The organism is Streptomyces sp. PL-25, assembly GCF_058344915.1.
The window spans coordinates 563,238-587,817 of record NZ_CP136997.1; the positions used below are offsets into that span (position 1 = coordinate 563,238).

Consider the following 24,580-nt stretch of genomic DNA (forward strand, 5'->3'; position numbering starts at 1 on the left):
CCAAAGGAGGCGTGACCATGACGAAGACCGCATCCCTCCAGCCGAGCAGCGCGGGCGTCGCCGATCCCATGGCCTCGCTCGGGTCGCTGCTGCGCGAATGGCTGCCCGGCCAGCGCTGGTTCGCGGGCAAGGACCGGCCCGTCACCGACCTCAGGCTGCTGTCGATGACGGAGCTGTTCCCGGGGTGCCTGCATCTGCTGGTCCACGCCGAACACGCGGGCGTCGGCGCCGGGAGCGGCGGCGTCCCCGCCCCGGCCGGCATCACCGCGCCGCCGCCCGCCGACTGCTACCAACTGCTGCTCGGCGTACGGCGGGAGCTGTCCCCGCGGCTGCACCGCGCCTTCATCGGCCGGCCCGCGCAGGGACCGCTGGCCGGACTCGCGGTCTACGACGCCCTGTGCGACCCGCGCTCCGCGCAACTGCTCCTGGAGCGGCTGCGCCACCCGGGCAGCGCGGGCCCGCTGCGCTTCGAGGCCGATCCGTCCGCGCTCGTCCCGGGCGGCCTCGCCCCCCGGCTGCTGGACGCGGAGCAGTCCAACTCCTCCATCGTGTACGGCGACGAGTTCATCCTGAAGGTCTTCCGCCGCATCCAGGCCGGGGTCAACCCGGACCTGGAGGTGCCGTGGGCGCTGGCCCGGCAGGGGTGCGGCCGGGTACCCGCACCCGTGGCCTGGCTGCGCACCAACCAGCCGGAGGAGGCCACGCTCGGGGTGCTCCAGCCGTTCCTGCCCGACGCGGCCGACGGCTGGACCCTGGCCCTGCGGGCGCTCGCCACCGGCGACGACTTCACCACCCAGGCGCACCAGTTGGGGCAGGCCACGGCCGAGGTGCACCTGGCACTGGCCGACGCCTTCCCGACCGGCGGCCACCGGGAGGTCGCCCGCACGGCGGTGGCCATGACCGAGCGGCTGGACGCGGCGGCGCACAGCGTGCCCGCGCTCCGGCCGTACGCCGCCCGGCTGCGCACCGCGTTCGCCGCGCTGGCCAGTTGCGACGCGGGCCCGCCCGCCCAGCGGGTGCACGGCGATCTGCATCTGGGCCAGGTGCTGCGGGCCGGACGCGAATGGTTCGTGATCGACTTCGAGGGCGAGCCGTCCCGTCCGCTCGCCGAGCGCCGTGTCCCCGAGTCCCCGGTGCGGGACGTGGCGGGCATGCTGCGCTCCTTCGACTACGCCGCCCGCCAGCGCCGCCCCTGGCGCCCGGAGTGGGCGCGCCGCTGCCGGGAGGCGTACTGCGCCGGCTACGCCTCCCGGGCCGGCTGGGACCCCCGTAAGAAACACGCCCTGCTGCGGGCCTACGAGACGGACCGTGCCGTGTACGAAGTGCTGTACGAGGCCCGGCACCGTCCCGACTGGCTCGCGGTACCGATGGCGGCGATCGAACGTCTCGCCGTGAGAGGAGGCTGAACCGGTGGCACTGCGCGACACGTCACTGCCCGAGCCGTCCGGTCCCGTCCCGCCCCCGGCGGGACCGACCACGGCCGCCCCGCCCCTGGACCCAGGAGACCGTGAGCGCCTGCTGTCCGGGGCGCACCACGATCCGCACGCGCTGCTCGGCGCGCATCCGGTGCCGGGCGGGACCGCCGTCCGGACGCTGCGTCCGTTCGCCCGCGCGGTGAGCGTGCTGGCCGGCGGCGCGCGCGTCCCGCTGGTCTCCGAGGGGGACGGGCTGTTCTCGGCCGTCCTGCCGGGCGCCCGGATCCCCGAGTACACGCTGCTCGTCGAGTACGAGCAGGGGGAGCACGAGGTCCACGACCCGTACCGCTTCCTGCCCGCGCTCGGCGAGCTGGACCTGCATCTGATCCGGGAGGGCCGGCACGAGCAGCTGTGGCGGGCGCTCGGCGCGGAGCCGATGACCCACCAGGGCGTCGAGGGCACCCGGTTCACGGTGTGGGCGCCCAACGCGCGCGGGGTGCGGGTCGCCGGGGACTTCACGTACTGGGACGGCACCGCGTTCCCGATGCGCTCGCTGGGCGCGGCGGGTGTGTGGGAGCTGTTCCTGCCGGGTGTCGGCGAGGGCGCGCGGTACAAGTTCGAGATCACCTCGCGGTACGGCGGCCGGTTCCTGAAGGCCGACCCGATGGCGCGGCGCACCGAGGTGCCGCCGGACACCGCCTCGATCGTGACGGCCGCGCATTACGAGTGGGGCGACGCCCGGTGGATGGCGCACCGCGGGGACACGCCCGTGCACGAGGCGCCGCTGTCGGTGTACGAGGTGCACCTGCCGTCCTGGCGCAAGGGCCTGACCTACCGCGAGCTGGCCGAGGAACTGCCCGCGTACGTCAAGGACCTGGGCTTCACCCATGTGGAGCTGATGCCGGTCGCCGAGCATCCCTTCGGCGGCTCCTGGGGCTACCAGGTGACGTCGTACTACGCGCCGACTTCGCGGCTGGGCTCACCGGACGACTTCCGGTACTTCGTCGACGCCTGCCACCGCGCCGGGATCGGCGTGATCATGGACTGGGTGCCGGCGCACTTCCCGAAGGACGACTGGGCGCTGGCCCGCTTCGACGGGGACCCGCTGTACGAGCCCGGGAACGCGCAGCGCGCCGAGCACCCGGACTGGGGCACCTACGAGTTCGACTTCGCCCGTACCGAGGTGCGCAACTTCCTGGTGGCGAACGCCGTCTACTGGTGCGAGGAGTTCCACATCGACGGGCTGCGGGTGGACGCGGTCGCCTCGATGCTCTACCTCGACTACTCGCGCGACTCCGGCCAGTGGACGCCCAACCAGTACGGCGGGCGCGAGGACCTGGACGCGATGGCGTTCCTCCAGGAGATGAACGCCACGGTGTACCGGCGGGCGCCGGGTGTGGTGACCATCGCCGAGGAGTCCACCGCCTGGGGCGGGGTGACCGCGCCGACCGACCGCGGCGGGCTCGGGTTCGGGCTGAAGTGGAACATGGGCTGGATGCACGACTCGCTCCAGTACATGAGCAAGGAGCCGGTGCACCGCAAGTACCACCACCACGAGATGACGTTCTCGATGGTGTACGCCTACAGCGAGAACTACGTGCTGCCCATCTCGCACGACGAGGTGGTGCACGGCAAGCGGGCCCTGGTGTCGAAGATGCCGGGCGACTGGTGGCAGCGCCGCGCGGACCACCGGGCGTACCTGGGCTTCATGTGGGCCCATCCCGGCAAGCAACTGCTCTTCATGGGGCAGGAGTTCGCGCAGGGCGGGGAGTTCTCCGAGGAGCACGGGCCCGAGTGGTGGCTGCTGGAGGACGGCAACTGCTCGGCGGGCGACCACCGCGGGGTGCGGGACCTGGTGCGGGACCTCAACACAGTCTACCGGGACACCCCGGCGCTGTGGCAGTGCGACACCCGGCCCGAGGGGTTCCGCTGGGTCGCCGTGGACGCCGCCGACGACAACGTCCTCGCGTTCCTGCGCCTGGACGCGGCGGGCACTCCGCTGCTGGCGGTGTCGAACTTCTCGCCCGTGGTCCGCGAGGGGTACCGCCTGCACGTGGGCGGCGACGTCACCGCCTGGTCGGAGGTCCTGAACACGGACGCGGCGCGCTACGGCGGCAGCGGTGTCACCGCCCCGGACCCCGTCGGGACCGAGGACGGACACGTCCGCCTCACCCTGCCGCCGCTGGCCACGCTCTGGCTGGCGCCGCACCCCGGCTGAGCCGTACGGCCGGGCACCTCGCGCGGCGCGGGGTGTCCGGCGGCCGTCCGAGGGCATTCGGGGTCGTACGACCCGGCGCCCGGCCGGTGTCGCCATGAGGGAAGGGCGGCAAGAGGTGCGGACCGTAGGAGTGGAGGAGGAACTCCTCCTGGTCGACCCGGGCAGCGGCGAGCCGAGGGCGCTGTCCGGCGCGGTGCTCGCCCGGGTCGAGGCGGACGACGCGGACACGGACCGGGACGTGTTCGAGAAAGAGCTGTTCGGGCAGATGCTGGAGTTCGCCACGCATCCGCAGACGGACATGGCGGCGCTCGGCGCGGAGATCGTGCGCTGCCGCGAGGAGGCGGCCCGGCACGCCGGGGAGATCGGCTGCGCGGTGGCCGCGCTCGCCACCTCGCCGCTGCCGGTCAGCCCGACCATCACCGTGAACCGCCGCTACCGGTGGCTGGCCGACCAGTACGGCATCGCCACCCGGGAGCAACTGGTCTGCGGCATGCACGTGCATGTGGCGGTCGACTCGGACGAGGAGGGCGTCGCCGTCCTGGACCGTATCCGCCCGTGGCTGCCCGCGCTGCTGGCGATCAGCGGGAACTCGCCCTTCTGGCAGGGCGACGACTCCTGCTACGACAGCTACCGCAGCCGCGTCTGGGACCGCTGGCCCTCGGCCGGTCCGACCGAGCTGTTCGGGTCGGCGGAGCGCTACCACCGGCTGGTCGCGGACATGGTGGCCACCGGGGTGATCCTCGACGAGAAGATGGCCTACTTCGACGCGCGGCTCTCCGAGCGGTATCCCACGGTGGAGATCCGGGTCGCGGACGTGTGCCTGCGCGCGGGCACGGCCCGGCTGCTCGCCACGCTCGCCCGCGCGCTGGTAGAGACCGCCGCCCGGCAGTGGCGGTCGGGCGGCGAACCGCCGGACCACGGGGTGAGCCTGCTGCGGCTGGCCGCCTGGCAGGCCGCGCGGACCGGCCCCCGGCAGGAGCTGCTGCATCCGCTGACCATGCGGCGGCTGCCGGCCGAGTCGGTGCTGCGGGGTCTGCTCGACCATGTCGCCGACGCGCTCGCCGACGCCGGTGACCTGGACGCGGCGCGGGAGGGGCTGGACACGCTGTTCGCGCAGGGCAACGGGGCACGGACACAGCGTGAGCTGCTGGAGCGCACCGGGAGCCTGCGGGAGGTCGTCGCCGCGTGTGTGCGCCTCACCCAGGAGTGAGACGGCCGCGCGGGGCGCTCAGCGGATCAGGACCAGGGCGTAGCCCAGCAGGCCCGCCGCGATCAGCAGGACGAGCAGCAGGATCAGGGTGAGCGGGGTCGCCGCCCAGCCCCGGGAGGTGGCCTCCGGCTCCCGCGGCCCGGCCTCGGGCATGCTGCTCTCGGCGGGCGGTGTCTCGCCGGGCGGCACTCCGCCGCCCGGTTCGAGCCCGGTCGTCCGGTCCGGGTCGGGATCTGGATTGACGTAGCTCATGACCCCCGGGTCCCCACTTCCGCCCGTCCGGACGCGCGGCTGAGACGGGCGCCACGGGATGCCCACGCGTAGCCCTGGCACCCACGGGAACTAGACAGGAGGACGAAGGGAAGTACGACGACGCCCTGCGCACGCCGGGCAGGGAAGGCGAGATGCCAACCGAGCCGCATGGGGACGACACACTGGCCACCGAGGGGATACCGAGCCGAACCGCCCGCTTCGCGGGCGAGCTGCACCATGTGACGGGTGCGCGCCTCGCCGCGGAGGAGTTCCTGGACGATCTGGCGCGCCGTGCCCTGCCGGCGGCCCCCGAGCACTGGGACGACATCCTGCTGGTGGTCACCGAACTCGCCGCGAACGCCGTGCAGTACGCGCCGGGGCCGTTCGTCCTGTGTCTGCGGCGGACCTTCGACGGGGTGCATGTGACGCTGAGCGACACCAGCACCACGCCGCCGGCGCCGCGCCCGTTCCATCCGAGCCGGGGCGGCGGCGGGATCGGCTGGCATCTGATCCACACGCTGAGCGACCAGGTCAGTGTCGTGGTGACCGGCCAGGGCAAGGACGTCCACGTCTTCCTGCCCTGGTGAACCGGTCGTCCCGGCGGGACCCCGCCTGAGGAGCCCCGGGCTCGCCGGGGTCCTCAGGCGGGGTCCGGCTCCCGTGGCGGCAGGCCGTGGTAGTACTCCCCCACCCGGGTCAGATAGTCCCGGTCGAGGGTCTCGCTGTCGGTGCGGAACCGCGGCGCGTCCTTGATCTCCGCCCGGGAGCAGGCCACTTCGACCCTGCGCCCGGCCGGGTCGACGCGGCTCACCACGCCCGCCGGGACCAGCGCGCTGCGGCCGAACACCCACACACCGGTGTCCACGACCAGGTGCCGCATCCCGAAGCGCTCCGCCTCCCGGTCCACATGGCCCACGGTGCCGTCGGCGGCGACGACGGTGAACCCGGTCAGGTCCGTCTCGCCGGTGCGGCCGGCCTGCGGCGGGTACGCCCAGATTCCCTCGATGGTCACGCTGCCCTGCCCCTTTCGCTCGGTGCCTCCACAGCAGCAACTACCCTGCGCCGACGGCGGCATTCGACGACCCGGGTCCGGGACTGGCACGTATGGCCGCCCGGTTCGGGGGTAGGCGCGGGTGCGCAGTCGCCCTTCGATGGAGGTACCCGTGTCCCATGCCCAGAACCCGCTGACCGTCGAGGTCACCCTCGTCCGGGAGGACGTCGCCCTGCTCACGGCCGAGGGGTACCTGGACGTCGACACCGCGACCGAGCTCCAGGCCCATCTGGCCAACCAGCTCCATCACGGCCGCCGGCACTTCCTGCTCGACCTGAGCGGAGTGCCCTTCATGGACTCCTCCGGCATGAACATCGTCCTGCGCGTCTACCAGGAGGTCCGGCGGCTGCCGGGCAGCGTGCACGTCATCGCGCCCGCACCGGCCGTCCAGCGGATCTTCGACCTCACCGGGGTCAGTCTCACGGTGCCGGTCTCGCGGACGGCAGAGGAGGCGCTGGCCCTGATCGACGCGCCGGTCGAACGGTCGGCCTGAGAGCGCGGAGGGCGGGCCCCGCCGGGGCGTCCGGTGCGGCCGGTGCTGTCGCTACTGGTGCGCGGACGGCCCGGTGCGGGCATGGTGGTGATCGACACGTGTGTGCGGGCGCCGTGCCCGGCCGGCGGAAGGAGGCCCGGCGGCACGGCGGGAGCGACGAGGTGCGAAAGCAGCGATCCGGGGGCAGGCGCTCGACGCCGCGGCACGCCGCCGGAGCCGCAGAAGGGAAGAGACACCGTGACACGACCCAGGATCCTGGTGGTCGGCGCAGGTTTCGCCGGAGTGGAGTGCGTCCGCCGTCTGGAACGCACCCTCTCCCCCAGCGAGGCCGACGTCACCCTGGTGACACCGTTCGCCTACCAGCTGTATCTGCCGCTGCTGCCCCAGGTCGCCTCCGGCGTGCTGACGCCGCAGTCGATCGCCGTCTCCCTGCGCCGCAGCAGGAAGTACCGCACCCGGATCATCCCGGGCGGCGCCGTCGGCGTGGATCTGAAGGCCAAGGTCTGCGTCGTCCGCACCATCACCGACCGGATCGTCGACGAGTCCTACGACTACATCGTGCTGGCCCCCGGCAGCATCACCCGCACCTTCGACATCCCGGGTCTGACCGACCACGCCTTCGGCATGAAGACGCTCGCCGAGGCCGCGTACGTCCGGGACCACGTCATCACCCAGCTCGACCTGGCCGACGCCAGCGACGACGCGGCCGAGCGGGCCGCGCGGCTCCAGTTCGTGGTCGTCGGCGGCGGGTACGCCGGGACCGAGACCGCGGCCTGCCTCCAGCGGCTGACGCACGCCGCCGTCAAGCGCTACCCGCGGCTGGACCCGGCGCTGATCAAGTGGCATCTGATCGACATCGCCCCCAAGCTGATGCCCGAGCTGGGCGACAAGCTGGGCCGCGCCGCCCAGGAGGACCTGCGCAGGCGGGGCATCGAGATCTCGCTCGGGGTGTCCATCGCCAAGGCCGGCCCGGAGGAGGTCACCTTCACCGACGGCCGGGTCGTGCCCACCCACACCCTGATCTGGACGGCGGGCGTGGTCGCCAGCCCGCTCATCGCCACCCTCGGCGCGGACACCGTCCGCGGACGGCTCGCGGTGACCGACGAGATGTGTCTGCCCGGGTACGACGGGGTGTTCGCGCTCGGTGACGCCGCCGCCGTGCCCGACCTCGCCAAGGGCGACGGCGCGGTCTGCCCGCCGACCGCGCAGCACGCGATGCGCCAGGGCAGGCGGGTCGCGGAGAACGTCGTCGCGACCTTGCGCGGCGGACCGATGCGCCGCTACGAGCACAAGGACCTGGGTCTCGTCGTGGACCTGGGCGGCGCGGACGCGGTCGCCAAGCCGCTCGGTGTCGAACTGCACGGGGTGCCCGCCCAGGCGGTGGCCCGCGGCTACCACCTGGGGGCGCTGCGCACCAATGTCGCCAAGGTCAGGGTCGCGACGAACTGGCTGCTCAACGCGGTCGCGGGCGACGACTTCGTCCGCACCGGCTTCCAGGCCCGCAAGCCGGCCAAGCTGAAGGACTTCGAGTACACCGACGCGTACATGACGGCGCAGCAGGTGCAGGAGTACGTGGAGAAGGCGCGTCCGCGGGCGCTGTGACGCCGCGCGGGCGGAGATCGGCGCCGCGCCCGGCCGGGCCGCTCCGGGCGGTCCGGCCGTGGCGTGCGATGCTGGAGAAACGGATCATCGCGAAGATCCACGGCAAGATCCACGGGGATCGGGAGAGAGTACGGCGGCGTGAGTGCAGCGGAGGGGTCGCTCGGGACACGGCTCTGGGATCGCGTCACGGCGTCCGATCCCGGGCTGCTGAGACTGGCCGCGGGGTCGCGGACGGCGGGATCGATAGCGCTGACCCTGGCGGTGCTGACCGCGCTGCGGGTGCCGGTCCCGCATCTGGTGGCCGGTGCGATCGCCTCGATGGCGGCCACCTTCGCCATCCGGGAGAAGCAGCGCTCCCAGCAGGCGCTGACCCTGGCGCTGGGTCTGCCCGTGGCGCTGGCGTCGGTCGCCCTGGGCGCCCTGCTGAACTCCCGGGTGATCGCCGGTGACCTCTTCTTCGTCGTCCTGATCTTCTGCGCGGTCTACAGCCGCCGCTTCGGCGACCGGGGCAACGCGCTGGGCCTGATCGGCTTCCAGATCTACTTCATGTCGCTGTTCGTCGGCGCCACCGGGCACACGCTGCCCGCCCTGTTCGGTGTCGTCACGGTCGCGTTCGCGGCCAGCGCGCTGGTGCGCTTCGTGATCGTCTACGAGACTCCGGCGGGCGTCCTGCTGCGGCTGCGCGAGGCGTTCCGGGTGCGGCTGGCCCAGCTGGTCTCCGCCCAGCTGGAGCTGCTGGACGCCGGGCCCGGGGACGCCGACAAGGCCCTGGAGGCGGTGCGCGAGGGCACCGCCCGGCTGCACGAGACGGCCCTGATGATCCAGGGCCGCCTGGAGCAGGGCACCTCCGACGAGTCCGTGGCCCGGCTGGTGCAGCGGCGCATCGCGGGCGCCGAGATCTCCGCCGAGCGGCTGGGACTGCTGCTGCTCACCGCCCGCAGCAGCGAGCGGACCGACACGCTCACCCTGCACCTGCCCGGCGCGCCCGTCCCCTCGGGCGGCCGGGAGCCGGTGCGGGAGGAGGCCACCGACACGCTGCGCCGGGATCTGCGGGCGCTGCGCATGCTGGTGCTGCGGCCGGTCGGCGAGGGCGGGGGCACCGCGATGACGCATGTGCGCAACCGGCTGCTCGGCTACCGCGACGAGGAGAACCTGCCGGCCGCCTCGGCGGCCCTCCAGGACGTCTTCCGCGGTATCGGGGAGGCCGCCCGCGCGGTGCTGGGGCTGCGGGTCGCGCTCGGCGGGCCGCAGGACGAGTCCGACGACTCCCCGGCCACCACCCGCTCCCGGGAGGAGCTGGACGCCGAGGACGCCGCCATCGAGGGCGCCGAGGCGGGCGAACAGGCGCTGGAGGAGCCCGCCACCGGGCTGCGCCGGCCCACCACGCGGGCCGCGGTGCAGGTGGCGCTGGGGTCCGCGCTGGCCATCGTGGGCGGTGAGTTCCTCTCCAGCCAGCGCTGGTACTGGGCGGTGCTGACCTGCTGGATCGTCTTCATCAACACCTCGTCCACGGGCGAGATCCTGGTCAAGGGCTACCGCAGGCTGCTGGGCACCGTGCTCGGGGTGGTGGCGGGCATCGTGCTGGCCGGTCTTGTCGGTCCGCACACCTGGCCGGCCCTGGCGCTGGTGCTGCTGCTGGTTTTCGCGATGTTCTACACGGCGCCGCTGTCGTACACGCTGATGTCGTTCTTCGTCACGGCAGCGCTGGGGCTGCTCTACACGCTGCTGCACACCTACAGCCTGTCGGTGCTGGTGCTGCGCATCGAGGAGACGGCGCTGGGCGCCGCCTGCGGGATCATCGCGGCGGCCGTGGTGCTGCCGGTGCGCACCGACCGCCGCACGGACGAGCTGCTGGGCACGGTGCTGGAGCGGCTCTACGACGTCACGGGCACCGCCGTGGACCAGCTCAGCGGCGGCCCGCAGGCGGATCTGCTGGACCAGGCGCGCGATCTCGACCAGGCGCTGAGCGATCTGCGCGGCGCCGTGCAGCCGCTCACGCACCCGATCACGCCCCTGCGGGCCCGGCGCGACACCGCGCAGTACCTGCTGGCGCTGCTGGAGACCTGTGCGTATCACGCGCGGTCGCTGGCCGCGACCGCCGAGCTGCTGCCGACGCATCCGTCGATAGCCGCCGATCCGCGGCTGCGGCAGGCGTGCCGCCGGATCACGCACAACATCGCGGCGCTCACCGCGCACGTGGCCGACGAGCCGGACGCCCCCGGGATCGAGACGGGTCCGAGCATCGCGTCGCTGCTGGAGTCGGGCGGCACGCCGGGCACGCCCCGCTACGGCCGGATCACCGACCGGGTGCTGCGGCATCTGCAGCGCCTGGACGAGGGAGTGGTGGGTCTGGCCCGTCCGCTGGGCGTCCGGGTGCCGACGCCCAAGCGGTGAGACGGGTCCAGCCGGGTCAGAAGTCCGTGGGCAGGTCGCTGACGGCGGCGATGCCGCGCAGCTCCTCGGTCTCGCGGTGCCGGTCGCGGATGTAGTCGGCGATCTCCGTGAGGCGGGCCGGGTCGGCGGCGGTGGTGGCGTCGGTGACCACCCGGACCGGGCCGGTCTCCTCTATCTCCAGGACGACCAGCTCGTTGTCCAGCCGGCCGGTGACCGCGGTGGCGATGACCAGGGCCGCCTCGTCGCGTATCTGCTGGGGCAGGCCCTGGGTCTGCGGCCCGTCCAGCGGGAAGTCGGCGGTGGGCACGCCCTGCTCCCCCTGTTCGTGGATGGCGCGCAGCACCGGGTCCACCACGGTGAGCAGGAGTTCGTAGTCGTCCTCTGGCATCCGGATCCGCAGGAGGTCGAGGTACACCTCCACGGCCCGGTCGTCGGGCGGAAACTCGTCTTCGCTCATCTGCTCCGTGTTCCCCGCCCGGCGTCTCTCAGACCCGGCACCTGCGATCGGCCGGTGCCCGTGAAGGCGCGCCGGGCGCACTCGCGCCACCTCCGGGCGCGGGGGTGCGCCGGGCGGTGGCGGGGGTGCGCCGGGCCGGTCAGTACGCCTCGGGGCGGGGTCCGGTGGGGCGGCGGCCGGTGCGCTCGGTGAGCACCTCGTCGCGGACGCGGGCGCAGCTGCGGCTGATCAGCCGGGAGACGTGCATCTGCGATATGCCGAGGCGGTCGGCGATCCGGCTCTGGGTCATGTCCTCGAAGAAGCGCATATAGAGAATGGCGCGTTCGCGCTCGGGAAGGCGGCGCAGTCCTTCCTTGGCCGATTCCCGGTCGACGACGACGTCGTAGGAGGAGTCGGCGGCGCCCAGGGTGTCGGCGAGGCTGTAGCCGTCGGCGCCGGAGGACATCTCGGCGTCCAGGGACAGCGTGCTGAAGCTCTCCAGCGCCTCCATGCCGGTGCTGACCTCCTCCTCCGTCAGCCCGGTGTGGGCGGCGACGGCGGCGAGGGTGGGCTCGGGGCTGCCGGGGTTCTGGGTGAGTTCGCGGCGCGCCACGCGCACCTTGTTGCGCAGTTCCTGGACCCGGCGGGGCACGCGCAGCGCCCACATGCGGTCCCGGAAGTGCCGCTTCACCTCGCCGGTGATGGTGGGGACGGCGTAGCTCTCGAAGGCCCCGCGGTCCGGGTCGAACCGGTCGATGGCCTTGACCAGGCCCAGTGCCGCCACCTGGCGGAGGTCCTCGATGGATTCGCCGCGGTCGCGGAAGCGGCCCGCGATGCGGTGCGCCATGGGGAGCCAGGCGGTGGCGAGTTCGTCGCGCACCGCGTCGCGCTCGGGCCCGTCCGGCAGCGCGGTCAGGCGCCGGAAGAGGGCCTCGGTCTCGGGTGCGTCGTCGTGCGGCCGCCGGGCGGGAGCGGCCGGTTCCTCGGAAGTGCGGGAACGGCTTGCCGGTGTGTCGATGAGCATGCGGATTCGCTCCTGAACGGTGGTTTCAGGGATGTACCGCGGGAGGCGGGGAACTGCCGGGCCGACCTGGAGGGCCTCGGAGCAGTCATGCCGCTCCCGCTGGCGCGCCTCCGGTCCGAAGCACGGGGTTCCGTCTGCCCGGGGGTGTGAGGAACAAACTCCGCTTCTCCGAATTCTTCGCGGCGGGCGGTCCGCACCGCCGCGGGGCCGCCCGGACCGGCCCGTCCGAGCGGATCAGCTCAGGGAGACCATGGCGCTGATGCACTTGCCGCCGGAGGGCAGGTCGGACACCTGGACGTCCCGGGCGAGCCTGCACACGATGGGCCAGCCGCGCCCGCCGCCGCGGTAGCGGCCCTGCCGGTCCAGCGGGGTGCGGGCCACCGGGAGGCGGTCACTGCGGTCGCTGACGCAGACGCGGACGTCGGGTCCGACGACATCGACGTGGAAGTCGGTCACCCCGCCGCCGTGCAGGATGGCGTTGGTCGTCAGTTCGGAGGCGACGAGCTGGGCGTCGGACACGGCGTGCGCGTCGCACGGCGGATGGCCGGCCCGGCAGCATTCGGTGATCACGTGTGCCACTTCCCGCCGGGCGTCGGCCGGGCGGCACGGTCCGAGGTGGTCCGGGGCGGAGGCGGGCTCCGCGACGGGGGTGGTCCGGTGCTTCTCGCACATCTCCTCGCTCCCTGCGGCTGACGGCTGAGGCTCACGGCCTCTCTGATCCGGCTAGCCCCTGTGTGCCCGGTCAAACATCCGTGCGGGACGGCGTACGCCGGGTGAAACCGAGTGAAACCGGTCACTCGACCCGCTTCGGGCACGGGAGCAGGGCCAGTGGTGGTTTAAGGTTCATCCATAAGCGGTGACGGGGTCGACCCGGCTGACGTCCCCCGTACATCGCCGCATACGGCCCTGGCTGGTCTCCCCCGTCCAGCCAGGGCTTTTTCATGTCCTCGCCCGCCGAGGTGCCCGTTGCGCGCGCAGCCGCCGACAATGGGCTCAGGCCCTGTCGTCACCTCCCCGCCTGCCACGCGACGCCACGCAGGCTCCCCCAGGCTCTTCGAGCGGGGGGACCCACTCGCCGCACCGGCCCCGGCCCCCGTACCTCCGGTACGAGGACCGGGACACCAGTGCACCGGGAGCACGCACCGGCACCGCGAGCCCCGCCCCCGGGCGGACGACGCGAAGGCGGCGACAGGACCCAGGCACACGCGCCGATCCGGACACCACGGCGAAGGGCCACGGGCCATGACCAAAGCGATCAAACTCCTCACCGCGCTCCCCCACAAGCAGCGCGAACGCCTCATGGAAGTCGCGCGGGAGGTCTCCTTCCCGGAGGACACCCGGATCTTCGAAGCGGGCGGCACCGCCGACCGCTTCTGGGTGATCAGGTCCGGCGCCGTCCACCTCGACCAGCAGGTCACGCCCACCCGCCGGGTCACCGTGGCCAGCCTCGGCGCGGGCGACCTGCTGGGCTGGTCCTGGCTCTTCCCGCCGTACGAGTGGGACTTCGGCGCCGAGGCCTTCAGCCGGGTGCGGACCTACGAGTTCGACGCCTCGGCGGTGCTGGCCCTGTCCGTGGAGGATCCGCTGCTGGGCCTGTCGCTGGTGCGGACCGTCGCGGAGATCCTCGCCCACCGTCTGGAGCTGACCCGGGGCAGGCTGCTGGAGCAGTACACGATCCCCCGGCGGGGCCTGTAGACGGCAGCGCCCCGCGCCTCAGATCCGGTAGCGGCGCAGCGCCGGTACGGCCGCCGCCAGCGCCAGCATCAGGACGACGACCAGGAGCCCGCCCCCGGCGACGGCCGCGCGCGGCCCGAAGAGCGAGCCGGCCGTGCCGTGCAGCACGTCGGCCAGGCGCGGTCCGCCCGCCACGACGACCGTGAAGACGCCCTGCATCCGGCCGCGCATCTCGTCGGTGGCGGCGGACAGCAGGATCGCGCCGCGGAAGACCATGGACACCATGTCGGCGACGCCCGCCACGGCCAGGAACACCACCGCGACCCACAGGTTGCGGCTCACTCCCACCCCGGCAACGGCCAGGCCCCAGGCGGTGACCGCGCCGATGACCATCCAGCCGTGCCGGCGCGCCCGGGAGAAGGTGCCGGAGAACAGGCCCCCGGCCACCGCGCCCAGGGGGATCGCCGCGAACAGCAGGCCGAGCGCCAGGCCCTCGCCGTAGGGGGCGTAGGTCTCGGCGGCCAGTTGCGGGAACAGGGCGCGGGGCATGCCGAAGACCATGGCGATGATGTCCGCGAGGAAGGACAGCAGCAGCACCTTGTGCCCGGAGATGTAACGGAAACCGGCGGCTATCTCCCGCACCCCGGCGCGGCGCTCGGCCGGGGCCGAAAGGGGCGGCAGCGCCGGCAGCCGCCACACCGCCCACACCGTGGCGCACAGTGCCACCGCGTCGATCAGATACAGCTCGGGCAGCCCGATCACGGGTATCAGCGCACCGGCCAGCAGCGGTCCGGCGACCAGGCCGGTCTGCATGACCGTGGAGCTCAGCGCGTTGGCGGCGGGCAGTTCCTCCTCGGGGACCAGCCGGGCGATGGAGGCGTTGCGCGCCGGGGAGTTCAGCCCGAAGAACGCCTGCTGGGCGGCGAGCAGCACCATCAGCACCACCACCGAGTCCAGCCCGGTCAGGGCCTGCGCCCAGAACAGCAGCGAGGTGACGGCGATACCGCAGTTGGTCACCAGCAGCAGCTTGCGGCGGTCCACGGTGTCGGCGACGGCGCCGCCCCACAGCGCGAAGACCACCATCGGCACCAGACCGGCCAGGCTCGCGTAGCCGACCCAGGCCGAGGAACCGGTGATGTCGTAGATCTGCTTGGGCACGGCGACGGCCGTGAGCTGGCTGCCGACCGCGGTGACGATGGTGGAGGACCACAGCCTGCGGTAGGCGGGGATGCGCAGCGGACGGGTGTCCATGGCCCAGCGGCGCCAGCCCCGCCGGGCCTGCTCGGCCGGGCCGGGGGTGCCGCCGGCGCGGGCCGGACTGCTGCTGTCGGTGCTCTCGCTGGTGTCCACGGGGTTCCTGGTTGCTCGTTACATCTTTCTGTCCGGGTTCACTATCGCAGCACAGACCGTGCCGTTCGCACCCGTCCGCGCTGCGGCGGGGGCCGCGGGCACGGCCCCGGCGGGCCGATCCGGCCATGTGCGGATCGTGCGAAGGTCCGGCGGGTGCCGGGCGGAGCGCCGTTTGACGCGGCGGCGGCAGGTGACCCGACGGCGAGCACATACGGCCCGAGACACGGACTACTTTCGATCGCAGGTGACTTTTCTTCATGGAGAACTGGCGAGAACACGCCGCGTGCCGCCACGAGGACCCCGACCTGTTCTTCCCGATCGGTACCACCGGTCCGGCACTGGTGCAGACCGAGCAGGCCAAGGCGGTGTGCCGCCGATGTCCCGTCCGTGAGGAGTGTCTGCGCTGGGCACTGGACACGGACCAGACCATCGGTGTGTGGGGCGGGACGGGCGAGGACGAGCGGCGCGCGCTGCGGCGGCGCCGTGCCGTGGCCCGCCGCCGGCAGGGCTGACCGCCCGCCGGTACGACTACTTTCCCGCCCGGGAGGCCGCGGACCGCGGGTCCCCGGCCTCCCCGGTCCGCACGCCGTTCCGCGCCCCGGGCCCCGTCTCGTCGGGGGCCGCGGGCAGGCGGAGGGTGAAGACGCTGCCCGCGCCCGGCTCGCTGGCCGCGGCCGCGGTCCCGCCGTGGGCCTCGACCAGCTGACGGACGATGGCCAGGCCGAGACCGCTGCCGCCGGTGCGGCGGCTGCGGGACTTCTCCGCCCGCCAGAACCGGTCGAAGACGTGCGGCAGATCGTCCGGCGCGATGCCGGTGCCGGTGTCGGCCACCGTGAGGACCACCGTGTCGCCGTCGCGGTGCGCGGCCAGTGCGACGGTGCCGTCCGCGGGTGTGTGGCGCACCGCGTTGGAGACCAGGTTGCCGAGCACCTGCCGCATGCGGACCGGGTCGGCGTCCAGGCAGGGGCCGTCCGCGCAGTCGGTGCGCAGCGTGACCCCGGCGGCGCGGGCGGCGACCCGGTGGGCCGCCGCGACCTGGTCGAGCAGGTCGCGGGCGCCCAGCGGCTCCCGGTGCAGGCGCAGGGTGCCCGCGTCGGCGGCGGCGAGGTCCTGGAGGTCGTCGATGACCCGCTGGAGCACCAGCGCCTCGTCGTGCAGTGAGGAGAGCAGGGCGGGGTCGGGGTCGACGAGGCCGTCGCGGGCCACCTCCAGCCAGCCGCGGATGTTGGTGAGCGGGCTGCGCAGCTCGTGCGCGATGTCGCTGACCATCGCCTTGCGCTGGGCCTCCAGGCGTTCGCGGCGCTCGGTCAGCGCGTTGAACGCCTGGGCGAGCAGCCCGGTCTCGTCCCGGGTGGTGACCGGCACCCGTACATGCTGGTCCGGGGGCTGGCGGGCGGCCTCGGTCAGGGCGCGCAGCGGGCGCACGAGCCGGCCGGCCACCACGGCGGTGACGGCGACCGTGACGGCCAGCACCAGACCGGCGGCACCGATGATCTTCGCCTTGTTGGCGGGCGACATGACGAACCGGGGGGCGGCCCGGTCCCCGCCGCCCAGGAAGAGCTGGGCGGCCGGGGCGACATAGGGGTCGAGCTGGTCCCGGTAGGCGTCGTCGGCGCACTGCTGGGCCTTCTGCTGGGCCTTCTGCCGCGCCTCGTGCCGCTCCTCGTCGGTGGCACCGCCGCCCACTCCCAGGGCGCCCTTGTAGAAGTAGCGGACGGCGGCCTTCGAGACGAGGTAGCGGCCGCCGGCCCCGGGCTCGAACTCCAGGGCACCGAGGTCGGGGTCCAGGCCGGCCCGCCGGATGCAGGCGCGGGCCCGCAGGGTCACGTCGTCCAGGGCCCTGCGCTCGGTGGCCGTGGGGGTGTTGAGTGCGCCGTCGGCGCACTCCTCCGGCACCTCGGTGACACCGCGTGTTCCGTCGTCGGAGACCAGGTAGGGGCGGCCGCCCGGGGTGTGCCGGACCGTGGTGGGGACGCCGTTGGCGGCGAAGCAGCTCCGGCGCTTGGCCGCCACCTGGTCGAGCTGCCGGCGTTCACCGGCCGGCAGCGCGTAGGGGCCGACCGCCCGCGGATCGATCCCGCTGAGCTGGGCGCCGCGCTGGGTGTAGGTGTCGGTGTGCAGGGGGTCGACGGTGGCGGCGGGACTGGGCGGCAGCGGGCTGCCGGGCGGCGCGGAGTCGGCGACCAGGGTGCGGTCGGCGGTGGTGAGGGCGACCCGGCGGCCGGTCTGCGCCGCGAGCCCGCGGACGGTGGCCGCGACGCCCTTCCAGTCGCGGTGGGTGGCCGCGTAGCCGCTGAGCCGGGCCAGGATGGCGACGTCGTCGGCGAGGTCCTGGCCCTGCTCCTGCCGCAGGGCGCTGGTGGTGGTCTGCACCGCCAGCCAGGCGGTCGCCGCCACCGAGCAGCCGGCGATCAGGACGGAGGCGACCAGCAGCCGCACCAGCAGCCGTTTGCGCAGCGGTATGCCGCCGCCCGGCCCGGCCTTCTTCCGCACGCCGCCGCGCTGTTCAGCCTTCCTCACGCCGCCGCGCTGTTCAGCTTGTAGCCGACGCCGAAGACGGTCAGCAGCCGTACCGGGCGGCGCGGGTCGGCCTCCAGCTTCTTGCGCAGGTTCATGATGTGCACGTCTATGGCCCGTTCGGTGGAGGCGCGGTCCAGTCCGCGGGTGCGGTGGAGCAGTTGGTGCCGGGTGAAGACCCGGTCGGGTTCGCCGGCCATGGCGAGCAGGATCTCGAACTCGGCCGGGGTGCACACCACCGGCCGCCCCTCGCACCGCACCTCGTGCCGCACCGGGTCGACGGCGAGCCCGGCGGCGCGCAGCACGGGGTCCTCGCGCCGCTCGGCGGCCCGCCCGCTGCGGCGCAGCACGGTCCGTATCCGCGCCATCAGCTCGCGGGGGCTGTACGGCTTGGTCATGTAGTCGTCCGCGCCCAGCTCCAGGCCGAGCAGCACGTCGTCCTCGGTGTTGCGGGCGGTCAGCATCAGCACCGGGACGTCGTCGTCCCGGCGCAGTTCCCGGCAGACCCCGAAGCCGTCGAGCACCGGCAGCATGAGGTCGAGGACGACCAGGTCGGGCCGGTGCAGCCGGGCCGCCTCCAGGGCGGCCCGGCCGTCGTGGACCACGGTCGCGGTGTGGCCCTCCAGCAGCAGGGACCGGCGGATGAGTTCGGCCTGCATCTCGTCGTCCTCGGCGACCAGCACATGTGCGCACACCTGGCGGATCCTAAGCGGTCGGCGGGCCGGGGACGGCACGGCGGTGGCGGGTGATCATGTCTCGACCATGGCCGACACATGTGAGGAACCCGTCAGGGCCGGCCGTCCGGCGCTCCCGGATCCGCCGCCGTCAGGGGGTGGCCGGCTTCCCCGCGGTCTCCAGCCAGGTGCGCATGAGCGCGCCCAGGTCCTTGCCGGAGATCCGCTCGGCGAGCGCGGTGAACTGGGCCGTGGTGCCGTGCCCGCCGCGGTGGTCCGTCGCCCAGGCGCGCAGGATCCGGAAGAAGGCCCGGTCGCCGACGGCCCGGCGCAGTTCGTGCAGGGTCATGGCGCCGCGGGCGTAGACGGGGGTGTCGAAGATGTTCTCGCCGCTGCCCGGGTCGCCGGGCGGGAAGGCCCACAGCCGGTCGGTGGCCGGTCGCGCGTACAGCGCGTCGAACTCCTGCTGGGCGCTGTCGCCGCCGTGCTGCTCGGTGTAGAGCCACTCGGCGTAGGTGGCGAAGCCCTCGTTGAGCCAGATGTCCTGCCAGCGGGTCAGCGAGACGGAGTCCCCGAACCACTGGTGGGCGCTCTCGTGGACGAGGGTGGCGAGGTCGGGCGCGGAGTCGTACAGGGGGCGGGTCTGGGTCTCCAGGGCGTAGCCGACGCCCGGGGCGTGGTCGACGATGGCTCCGGCGGCCCTGAACGGGTAGGGCCCGAAGAGTCCGCTCTCCCAGTCCAGGACGGCGGGCAGTTGCCGCACCACGGGCGCGGCGGCCTTCGCCTCGCGCGGGTCGACGGCGTTGTAGACCTTGACGCCGCCGCGGGTGGTGAACTGCTCGACGCGGAACTTCCCGATGGTGGCGGTGGCCAGGTAGGCGGCCATGGGTTCGCTCTGGCGCCAGCGGTAGGTGGTGCGGCCGTGGGCGGTGCGGCTGCCCAGGTAGACGCCGTTGGCGACGGCCGTGTGCCCCTGCGGGACGGTGAGGGTGAAGTCGTACGACGCCTTGTCCAGCGGGTGGTTGTTCGCCGGGAACCAGGTCATGGCGCCCTGGGGTTCACCGGCGACGAAGGCGCCGTCGTCGGTGGGGATCCAGCCGTCCGGTGAGCCGTCGGGGTCGGTGACCGGGCCGGGGGTGCCGCTGTAGGTGACGGCGACCTGGAAGCGGTGGCCGGGGCGCAGGGCGGTGCGCGGGGTGACGACGAGTTCCTGGCCGTCGCGCCGGTAGGACGCCTTGGCGTGGTCGACGCTGACCCCGGTGACCTTCAGGCCCTTGAGGTCGAGGTCGAACCGGGTCAGCCGGGCGGTGGCGCGGGCGGTGAGGACGGCGGTGGCGTCGAGGTGGCGGGCGGCCGGGTCGTACCGCAGGGTCAGGTCGTAGTGGGAGACGTCGTAGCCGCCGTTGCCGGCGAGCGGGAAGTAGGGGTCGCCGGCGCCGGGTGCGCCGGCCGCGGCGGGGCGGGCGGGTGCGGTGCCGTGGGTGACGGGTCCGGCGGCCGCGGGTCCGGCGGCCGCCAGCAGGGCCGCGACGGCGACGGGGACGGTGGCGGTCACGGCGCGGGGGACGGGCTGCTTCCTGGGGGGCGTCACGGTTCTCCTCGGGGGGACGGGCGGCGCATGATCAAACGCCCTCAGAGTAGAGCCGTGGCGGCGCCGGTTCGCCCTGCCGCGGGTCAAGTCGCCCACGGGGCGGGCCCGCCCGTCCCCCGCCGGGCGAAGGGGGCGGGCCCGCCGGGCCGTTCAGGCGGTCTGTGCGGCCGCGGCGCGGCCGGCCGCGCGGCCGGAGAAGAGGCAGCCGCCGAGGAAGGTGCCCTCCAGGGCGTTGTAGCCGTGCACGCCGCCGCCGCCGAACCCGGCCACCTCGCCCGCCGCGTACAGGCCGTCGACGGGCGTGCCGTCCGTGCCGAGCGCGCGGGAGTCGAGGTCGGTCTGGATGCCGCCGAGGGTCTTACGGGTCAGGACGTGCAGCTTGACGCCGATCAGCGGGCCGGCCTCCGGGTCGAGGATCCGGTGCGGTGCGGCGACCCGGCCGAGCCGGTCGCCGATGTAACGGCGGGCGTTGCGGATGCCCTGCACCTGGGCGTCCTTGCTGTACGGGTTGTCCAGCTGGAGGTCGCGGGCGGTGATCTGGCGGCGCACCTCGGCGGCGTCGAGCAGGGGCCGGTCGGTGAGCCTGTTCATCTTCTCGACGAGTTCTTCGAGGGTGGCGGCGACCACGAAGTCGGCGCCGTGCCGCAGGAAGTCCTGGACCGGTCCCGGCGCGCCCTTGCCCAGCAGCCGGTCGCGCAGCACCGCCTTGCGGTCCTTGGCGGTGATGTCGGGGTTCTGCTCGGAGCCCGAGAGGGCGAACTCCTTCTCGACGATCCTTCGGGTCAGCACGAACCAGGAGTGGTCGTGGGCGGCGAGGTCCTCGGTGGTGCGCAGGTGCCGCAGGGTGCTCAGGGTGTCGTAGCCGGGCAGGCAGGGGTCGGGCAGCCGGCGGCCGAGGGCGTCGAGCCAGACCGAGGAGGGGCCGGGCAGGATGCGGATGCCGTGGCCGGGCCAGATCGGGTCCCAGTTGCGGATCCCCTCGGTGTAGTGCCACATGCGGTCGCGGTTGACCAGCCGGGCACCGGCGGCGGCGCTGATGCCGAGCATCCGGCCGTCGACGTAGGCCGGTACGCCGGTGACCATACGGGCGGGCGGGGTGCCCAGGCGCGCGGGCCAGTGGCGGCGGACGATGTCGTGGTCGGCGCCGATGCCGCCGCTGGTGACGATCACGGCCTGGGCGGTCAGTTCGAAGGCGCCGCGCTCCTCGCGGCTGGAGGCGACGCCCCGGGGCGCGTCGTCGGGGGCGAGGAGGGTGCCGCGCACGCCGCGCGCCGCGCCGTTCCCGACGACGAGTTCGTCCACCCGGTGCCGGTGGTGGAAGGTGAGCAGCCCGTCCTGGGCGGCCCGGTGCGCGTACGCGGCGAAGGGGGCGACCACGCCGGTGCCGGTGCCCCAGGCGATGTGGAAGCGCGGTACGGAGTTGCCGTGGCCGTCGGCGCGCAGGTCGCCGCGCTCGGCCCAGCCGACCGTGGGCAGCAGGGTGACGCCGTGCCCGGCCAGCCAGGAGCGCTTCTCCCCGGCCGCGAACTCGACGTAGGCGCGGGCCCAGCGCATGCCCCAGCTGTCCTCGTCGTCGGGCCGGTCGAAGCGGGCGCTGCCCTGCCAGTCGTTCCAGGCGAGGTCGAAGGAGTCCTTGACGCCGAGGCGCCGCTGCTCCGGGGAGTCCACGAGGAACAGCCCGCCGAACGACCAGTACGCCTGGCCGCCGAGGTTGGCGGCGTTCTCCTGGTCGACGAGGGCGACCTTGCGGCCCCGGCTGGTGAGTTCGTGCGCCGCGACCAGGCCGGCGAGGCCGGCTCCGACGACGATGACATCCGCGTCCATGGCGGGGATTCCCTTCTCAGTGCGTCGGTGCGGCGCTGCCGCCGTCGGTGAGCAGTGCGGTGAGCAGGTGCCGCAGCCAGGCGCGGGCGCCCTCGACGTCCTTGTCCAGCAGGAGCTGGACGGTGACGCCGTCGTAGGCGGCGACGACCGCGCGGGCGGCGCCGTCCGCGCCGCCGAGGACCGCGGGCAGCGGGGTGCGGGCGTGCGCGCGCTCCAGCCGTTCGGCGATCGCGCCGCGCAGCCGGGCCCGGTGCCCGCGCAGGGTTTCGGCCACGGCGCCGTCGCGGGCTGCGTGCACCAGGAAGTCCGTCTTGACCAGCAGCCAGTCCACGTCCAGCAGGAGGACGTCGGTGACCCGGTCGACGGCGGCGGGCACGTCCAGGTCGGGTCCGTCGACGGCGAGGGCCCCCGCGACCTGGTCGGCGATGAGTTCGGCGCGCTCGCGGTAGAGGGCGAAGAACAGCTCGTCCAGGGTGGTGAAGTTGGAGTAGAAGGCGCCCCTGCTGTACCCGGCGGCCTCGCAGACCTCCTCGATCGAGACCCGGCCGAAGCCCTTGGCGGCGAAGACCCGGAACGCGGCGCCGAGCAGATCGGCCCGGGTGCGCGCCCGGCGCCTGCTCAGGCCCGGCGGCGCCACGGGCTCCCGCGGCGGTTCCTGTGTCATGGCTCTGCCACCCCCTTGTGGATACATGAATGTATCCGATACGGCGATGTATCCACAGGGGTACGGGCGGACCGGCACCGGACCCGTCCCCACGACCGGTTCACCGGCGCCCGCCTCCCGCGCGGACGGGACCCATCCGCTGTGGCGGGCCTCACATGTGACGAGAAGTCGGAAATGGGTGCTGAGTGACGATAAGCGCGTCAACGACCCTTCGACTTCCGGCTAATCTTTGATCTTCCTTCACGTTCCCTTGACCAAGGAATGACGTTTTCATGAACATAGCTCCGCCGGGCCGTTCGGCCCGACGAGCACGCGGGACCACCGGCACGCTGCCGCGCGCCGCGGTCCTCGCCCTGTCCCTCGCTCTGCTCGGCACTTCCGCCGCGGCCGCTCCCCTGGCCCCGGCCCCGGACGTGCCGTCCCGCCCGGCCGCCGTGCCGGGCCCCGCGGCCGACGTCCCCGCCGCGCTCGCCGCCGCCCGGCGCTCCGGGACCCGGGTGGAGGCGCTGTCCGAACGCGGCACCGCCGCCACGACCTGGGTCAACCCGGACGGCTCCCTGACCACCGAACTCACCGCCGGACCGGTCCGTTTCGACCGCGACGGCACCTGGGTGGCGGTCGACACCGATCTGACCGAGCGTGCCGACGGCAGTGTCGCCGCCAAGGCGCACCCCGCCGCCCTCACCCTCGCGGGCGGATCCGGCGACCGCGCCCGGTCGCTGAGCGCCGCCCGCACCGCGCCGGCCCGCGACCTCGTCACCCTCGGCGAGGGCGACCGGCAGGTCACCCTCCAGTGGAAGGGCGGGCTGCCCGCCCCCGCGCTGGAGGGCAACCGCGCCACCTACGCCGAGGCCGTACCGGGCGCCGACGTGATCGTGGAGGCGACCCGGACCGGCTTCGAGCAGTACGTCGAGATCAAACGGCGCCCGGCCACCGACGACTACAGCTACACCCTGCCGCTGCGCACCAAGGGGCTGCGGGCCGCCCAGCAGCCCGACGGCAGTGTGCTGTTCACCGACCGCAGGACGGGCCAGGAGCGCGCCGTCATGCCCGCGCCCGTCATGTGGGACGCGACCGTCGACGCGCGTTCGGGCGAGCACACCCGCCGGGTGCCGGTCGCCATGCGGGTCCGGCAGAAGGGCTCCTCGGTCGACCTCGTCGTCACCCCGGACCCGGCCTTCCTCGCCGACCCGGCGACGCGCTACCCGGTGACCGTCGACCCGTCGACGTCCGCGCTGAGCAACGTCTTCGACACCTATGTGCAGCAGGGCGAGACCCGCGACTGGTCCACCGACACCGAGCTCGACTTCGGCAACCCGGGCACCAAGAACGCGAACGGCACCGCGCGCACCGCGCAGTCGTACATCACCTGGGGCACCGCGCCCATCGCGGACGCCCTGGTGAGCAGCGCCCGGCTGAGCCTGTGGAACTTCCACTCGGCCAACACCGACTGCAAGGCCCAGCCCTGGCAGGTGTGGGCCGCCGACGAGGCCGGCACCGCGAGCCGCTGGACCAACCGGCCCAAGATGCGCACGCGGTACGCCACTTCGACCGAGACCAAGGGCAACCCGGCCTGCGGCGCGGACGGCTGGATCAACGCCGACGTCACCTCGCTCGCGCAGTCCTGGGCCTCGGCCAGGGCGCCGCGCTCGACCATGGGCCTGACCGCGGCCGACGAGTCGTCCGTCGCGCAGTGGAAGCGGGTCAACTCCGCCAACGCCACCAGCAATCCGCCCAAGCTCACGGTCACCTACAACTTCCGGCCCCGGTCCGGGAACAACCGCCAGGCGGGCCCGCCGTTCGCCAAGGACGCCTCGGGCACCTGGCAGGTCAACACCACCACGCCGACCCTGCGCGACACCTTCTCCGACAAGGACGGCGACCGGGTCGACGGCACCTTCGAGATCGTCGACGCCGCCACCGGCAAGCAGGTGGGCGAGCGGCTCGTCTCCCCCTACGTGGAGTCCGGGCGGGCCGCCGCGGTGACCGTCCCCGACGGGCTGCTCAAGGACGGCCGCACCTACCGCTTCCGCACCAGCCCGTACGACGGCACGCACTACAACCTGGCCTGGTCCGACTGGGCGGCCTTCACCGTCGACACCGGGCGCGCCCCCGCCGCGCTGCCCGACATGCCGCGGTCGCTGGAGGCCGGCGGCACCGACACCCTCACCCCGCTGCTGTCCGGTCTGGT

Annotated in this window: 20 protein-coding genes and 1 pseudogene; 10 read left to right on the plus strand and 11 right to left on the minus strand. The window is 73.7% G+C overall.

Annotated features, from left to right (window positions below; genetic code table 11):
- Nucleotides 1–17 precede the first annotated feature (17 nt).
- From R4Z62_RS02370 to R4Z62_RS02380, 3 genes are all read left to right on the plus strand, one after another.
- Complete coding sequence (locus tag R4Z62_RS02370; RefSeq protein ID WP_355482782.1) at nucleotides 18–1,406, plus strand: maltokinase N-terminal cap-like domain-containing protein; 1,389 nt, start codon at nucleotides 18–20, stop codon at nucleotides 1,404–1,406.
- A 4-nt stretch (nucleotides 1,407–1,410) separates the two neighbouring features.
- The gene (gene glgB, locus R4Z62_RS02375; protein ID WP_064531175.1) at nucleotides 1,411–3,633 is read left to right on the plus strand and encodes a 1,4-alpha-glucan branching enzyme; all 2,223 of its coding nucleotides are present in this window, start codon (nucleotides 1,411–1,413) and stop codon (nucleotides 3,631–3,633) included.
- 115 nt (nucleotides 3,634–3,748) lie between these two features.
- Complete coding sequence (locus tag R4Z62_RS02380) at nucleotides 3,749–4,843, plus strand: glutamate--cysteine ligase 2 (protein ID WP_064531176.1); 1,095 nt, start codon at nucleotides 3,749–3,751, stop codon at nucleotides 4,841–4,843.
- 18 nt (nucleotides 4,844–4,861) lie between these two features.
- Here R4Z62_RS02380 and R4Z62_RS02385 read toward each other — a convergent pair whose 3' ends face one another.
- Nucleotides 4,862–5,095, minus strand: coding sequence for a DUF6480 family protein (locus R4Z62_RS02385; RefSeq protein WP_064531177.1), 234 nt, complete (start codon nucleotides 5,093–5,095; stop codon nucleotides 4,862–4,864).
- 152 nt (nucleotides 5,096–5,247) lie between these two features.
- Here R4Z62_RS02385 and R4Z62_RS02390 point away from each other — a divergent pair, with 152 nt between their 5' ends.
- Nucleotides 5,248–5,682 (plus strand): ATP-binding protein, encoded by a 435-nt coding sequence (locus tag R4Z62_RS02390; protein WP_037895259.1) that lies wholly within the window; start codon nucleotides 5,248–5,250, stop codon nucleotides 5,680–5,682.
- A 53-nt stretch (nucleotides 5,683–5,735) separates the two neighbouring features.
- On the opposite strand, the gene R4Z62_RS02395 is transcribed toward R4Z62_RS02390, so the two are convergent.
- Nucleotides 5,736–6,107, minus strand: a complete 372-nt coding sequence (locus R4Z62_RS02395; protein ID WP_064531178.1) for a hypothetical protein — start codon at nucleotides 6,105–6,107, stop codon at nucleotides 5,736–5,738.
- A gap of 151 nt (nucleotides 6,108–6,258) precedes the next feature.
- Here R4Z62_RS02395 and R4Z62_RS02400 point away from each other — a divergent pair, with 151 nt between their 5' ends.
- From R4Z62_RS02400 to R4Z62_RS02410, 3 genes are all read left to right on the plus strand, one after another.
- Entirely contained in the window at nucleotides 6,259–6,639 is a 381-nt protein-coding gene (locus tag R4Z62_RS02400) for an STAS domain-containing protein (protein WP_382848043.1), read from the plus strand.
- 258 nt (nucleotides 6,640–6,897) lie between these two features.
- Entirely contained in the window at nucleotides 6,898–8,241 is a 1,344-nt protein-coding gene (locus tag R4Z62_RS02405) for an NAD(P)/FAD-dependent oxidoreductase (protein WP_173860951.1), read from the plus strand.
- A 138-nt stretch (nucleotides 8,242–8,379) separates the two neighbouring features.
- Entirely contained in the window at nucleotides 8,380–10,635 is a 2,256-nt protein-coding gene (locus R4Z62_RS02410; RefSeq protein ID WP_382848044.1) for an FUSC family protein, read from the plus strand.
- 16 nt (nucleotides 10,636–10,651) lie between these two features.
- Here R4Z62_RS02410 and R4Z62_RS02415 read toward each other — a convergent pair whose 3' ends face one another.
- The 3 genes from R4Z62_RS02415 to R4Z62_RS02425 form a co-directional block, all read right to left on the minus strand.
- Nucleotides 10,652–11,092: a hypothetical protein gene (locus tag R4Z62_RS02415; RefSeq protein ID WP_064531182.1), complete on the minus strand. Its 441-nt coding sequence runs from the start codon at nucleotides 11,090–11,092 to the stop codon at nucleotides 10,652–10,654.
- A gap of 139 nt (nucleotides 11,093–11,231) precedes the next feature.
- Nucleotides 11,232–12,095 (minus strand): SigB/SigF/SigG family RNA polymerase sigma factor, encoded by an 864-nt coding sequence (locus R4Z62_RS02420; RefSeq protein ID WP_064531183.1) that lies wholly within the window; start codon nucleotides 12,093–12,095, stop codon nucleotides 11,232–11,234.
- Between the two features lie 234 nt (nucleotides 12,096–12,329).
- Nucleotides 12,330–12,767 (minus strand): ATP-binding protein, encoded by a 438-nt coding sequence (locus R4Z62_RS02425; RefSeq protein ID WP_064531184.1) that lies wholly within the window; start codon nucleotides 12,765–12,767, stop codon nucleotides 12,330–12,332.
- Nucleotides 12,768–13,337: 570 nt separating this feature from the next.
- Between R4Z62_RS02425 and R4Z62_RS02430 the strand changes: the two genes are divergently transcribed.
- Nucleotides 13,338–13,790, plus strand: coding sequence for a cyclic nucleotide-binding domain-containing protein (locus R4Z62_RS02430; protein ID WP_064531185.1), 453 nt, complete (start codon nucleotides 13,338–13,340; stop codon nucleotides 13,788–13,790).
- An 18-nt stretch (nucleotides 13,791–13,808) separates the two neighbouring features.
- On the opposite strand, the gene R4Z62_RS02435 is transcribed toward R4Z62_RS02430, so the two are convergent.
- Nucleotides 13,809–15,119, minus strand: coding sequence for an MFS transporter (locus tag R4Z62_RS02435; RefSeq protein WP_355482772.1), 1,311 nt, complete (start codon nucleotides 15,117–15,119; stop codon nucleotides 13,809–13,811).
- Between the two features lie 257 nt (nucleotides 15,120–15,376).
- Here R4Z62_RS02435 and R4Z62_RS02440 point away from each other — a divergent pair, with 257 nt between their 5' ends.
- The gene (locus tag R4Z62_RS02440; RefSeq protein WP_064531187.1) at nucleotides 15,377–15,631 is read left to right on the plus strand and encodes a WhiB family transcriptional regulator; all 255 of its coding nucleotides are present in this window, start codon (nucleotides 15,377–15,379) and stop codon (nucleotides 15,629–15,631) included.
- Between the two features lie 16 nt (nucleotides 15,632–15,647).
- Here the strand turns inward: R4Z62_RS02440 and R4Z62_RS02445 are convergent, their stop codons facing one another.
- From R4Z62_RS02445 to R4Z62_RS02465, 5 genes are all read right to left on the minus strand, one after another.
- Complete coding sequence (locus R4Z62_RS02445) at nucleotides 15,648–17,612, minus strand: sensor histidine kinase (protein WP_491521826.1); 1,965 nt, start codon at nucleotides 17,610–17,612, stop codon at nucleotides 15,648–15,650.
- A gap of 23 nt (nucleotides 17,613–17,635) precedes the next feature.
- Nucleotides 17,636–18,331: a response regulator transcription factor gene (locus R4Z62_RS02450; RefSeq protein ID WP_064531189.1), complete on the minus strand. Its 696-nt coding sequence runs from the start codon at nucleotides 18,329–18,331 to the stop codon at nucleotides 17,636–17,638.
- A 130-nt stretch (nucleotides 18,332–18,461) separates the two neighbouring features.
- The gene (locus R4Z62_RS02455; RefSeq protein WP_491518991.1) at nucleotides 18,462–19,901 is read right to left on the minus strand and encodes a M1 family metallopeptidase; all 1,440 of its coding nucleotides are present in this window, start codon (nucleotides 19,899–19,901) and stop codon (nucleotides 18,462–18,464) included.
- Between the two features lie 150 nt (nucleotides 19,902–20,051).
- Entirely contained in the window at nucleotides 20,052–21,725 is a 1,674-nt protein-coding gene (locus R4Z62_RS02460; RefSeq protein WP_491518992.1) for an FAD-binding dehydrogenase, read from the minus strand.
- Between the two features lie 16 nt (nucleotides 21,726–21,741).
- A complete protein-coding gene (locus R4Z62_RS02465; RefSeq protein WP_064531192.1) occupies nucleotides 21,742–22,389 on the minus strand; it encodes a TetR/AcrR family transcriptional regulator in 648 nt (215 codons plus the stop codon).
- Nucleotides 22,390–22,661: 272 nt separating this feature from the next.
- Here R4Z62_RS02465 and R4Z62_RS02470 point away from each other — a divergent pair.
- Nucleotides 22,662–24,509: pseudogene (locus R4Z62_RS02470) on the plus strand (DNRLRE domain-containing protein); the annotation flags it as partial.
- Nucleotides 24,510–24,580: the final 71 nt, after the last annotated feature.

Excerpts from the sequence above, each read along its gene's own strand:
- R4Z62_RS02370 (WP_355482782.1), top strand. The coding sequence starts at position 18 with ATGACGAAGACCGCATCCCTCCAGCCGAGCAGCGCGGGCGTCGCCGAT.
- R4Z62_RS02385 (WP_064531177.1), bottom strand. The coding sequence starts at position 5,095 with ATGAGCTACGTCAATCCAGATCCCGACCCGGACCGGACGACCGGGCTC.
- R4Z62_RS02390 (WP_037895259.1), top strand. The coding sequence starts at position 5,248 with ATGCCAACCGAGCCGCATGGGGACGACACACTGGCCACCGAGGGGATA.
- R4Z62_RS02415 (WP_064531182.1), bottom strand. The coding sequence starts at position 11,092 with ATGAGCGAAGACGAGTTTCCGCCCGACGACCGGGCCGTGGAGGTGTAC.
- R4Z62_RS02420 (WP_064531183.1), bottom strand. The coding sequence starts at position 12,095 with ATGCTCATCGACACACCGGCAAGCCGTTCCCGCACTTCCGAGGAACCG.
- R4Z62_RS02425 (WP_064531184.1), bottom strand. The coding sequence starts at position 12,767 with ATGTGCGAGAAGCACCGGACCACCCCCGTCGCGGAGCCCGCCTCCGCC.
- R4Z62_RS02430 (WP_064531185.1), top strand. The coding sequence starts at position 13,338 with ATGACCAAAGCGATCAAACTCCTCACCGCGCTCCCCCACAAGCAGCGC.
- R4Z62_RS02440 (WP_064531187.1), top strand. The coding sequence starts at position 15,377 with ATGGAGAACTGGCGAGAACACGCCGCGTGCCGCCACGAGGACCCCGAC.
- R4Z62_RS02460 (WP_491518992.1), bottom strand. The coding sequence starts at position 21,725 with ATGGACGCGGATGTCATCGTCGTCGGAGCCGGCCTCGCCGGCCTGGTC.
- R4Z62_RS02465 (WP_064531192.1), bottom strand. The coding sequence starts at position 22,389 with ATGACACAGGAACCGCCGCGGGAGCCCGTGGCGCCGCCGGGCCTGAGC.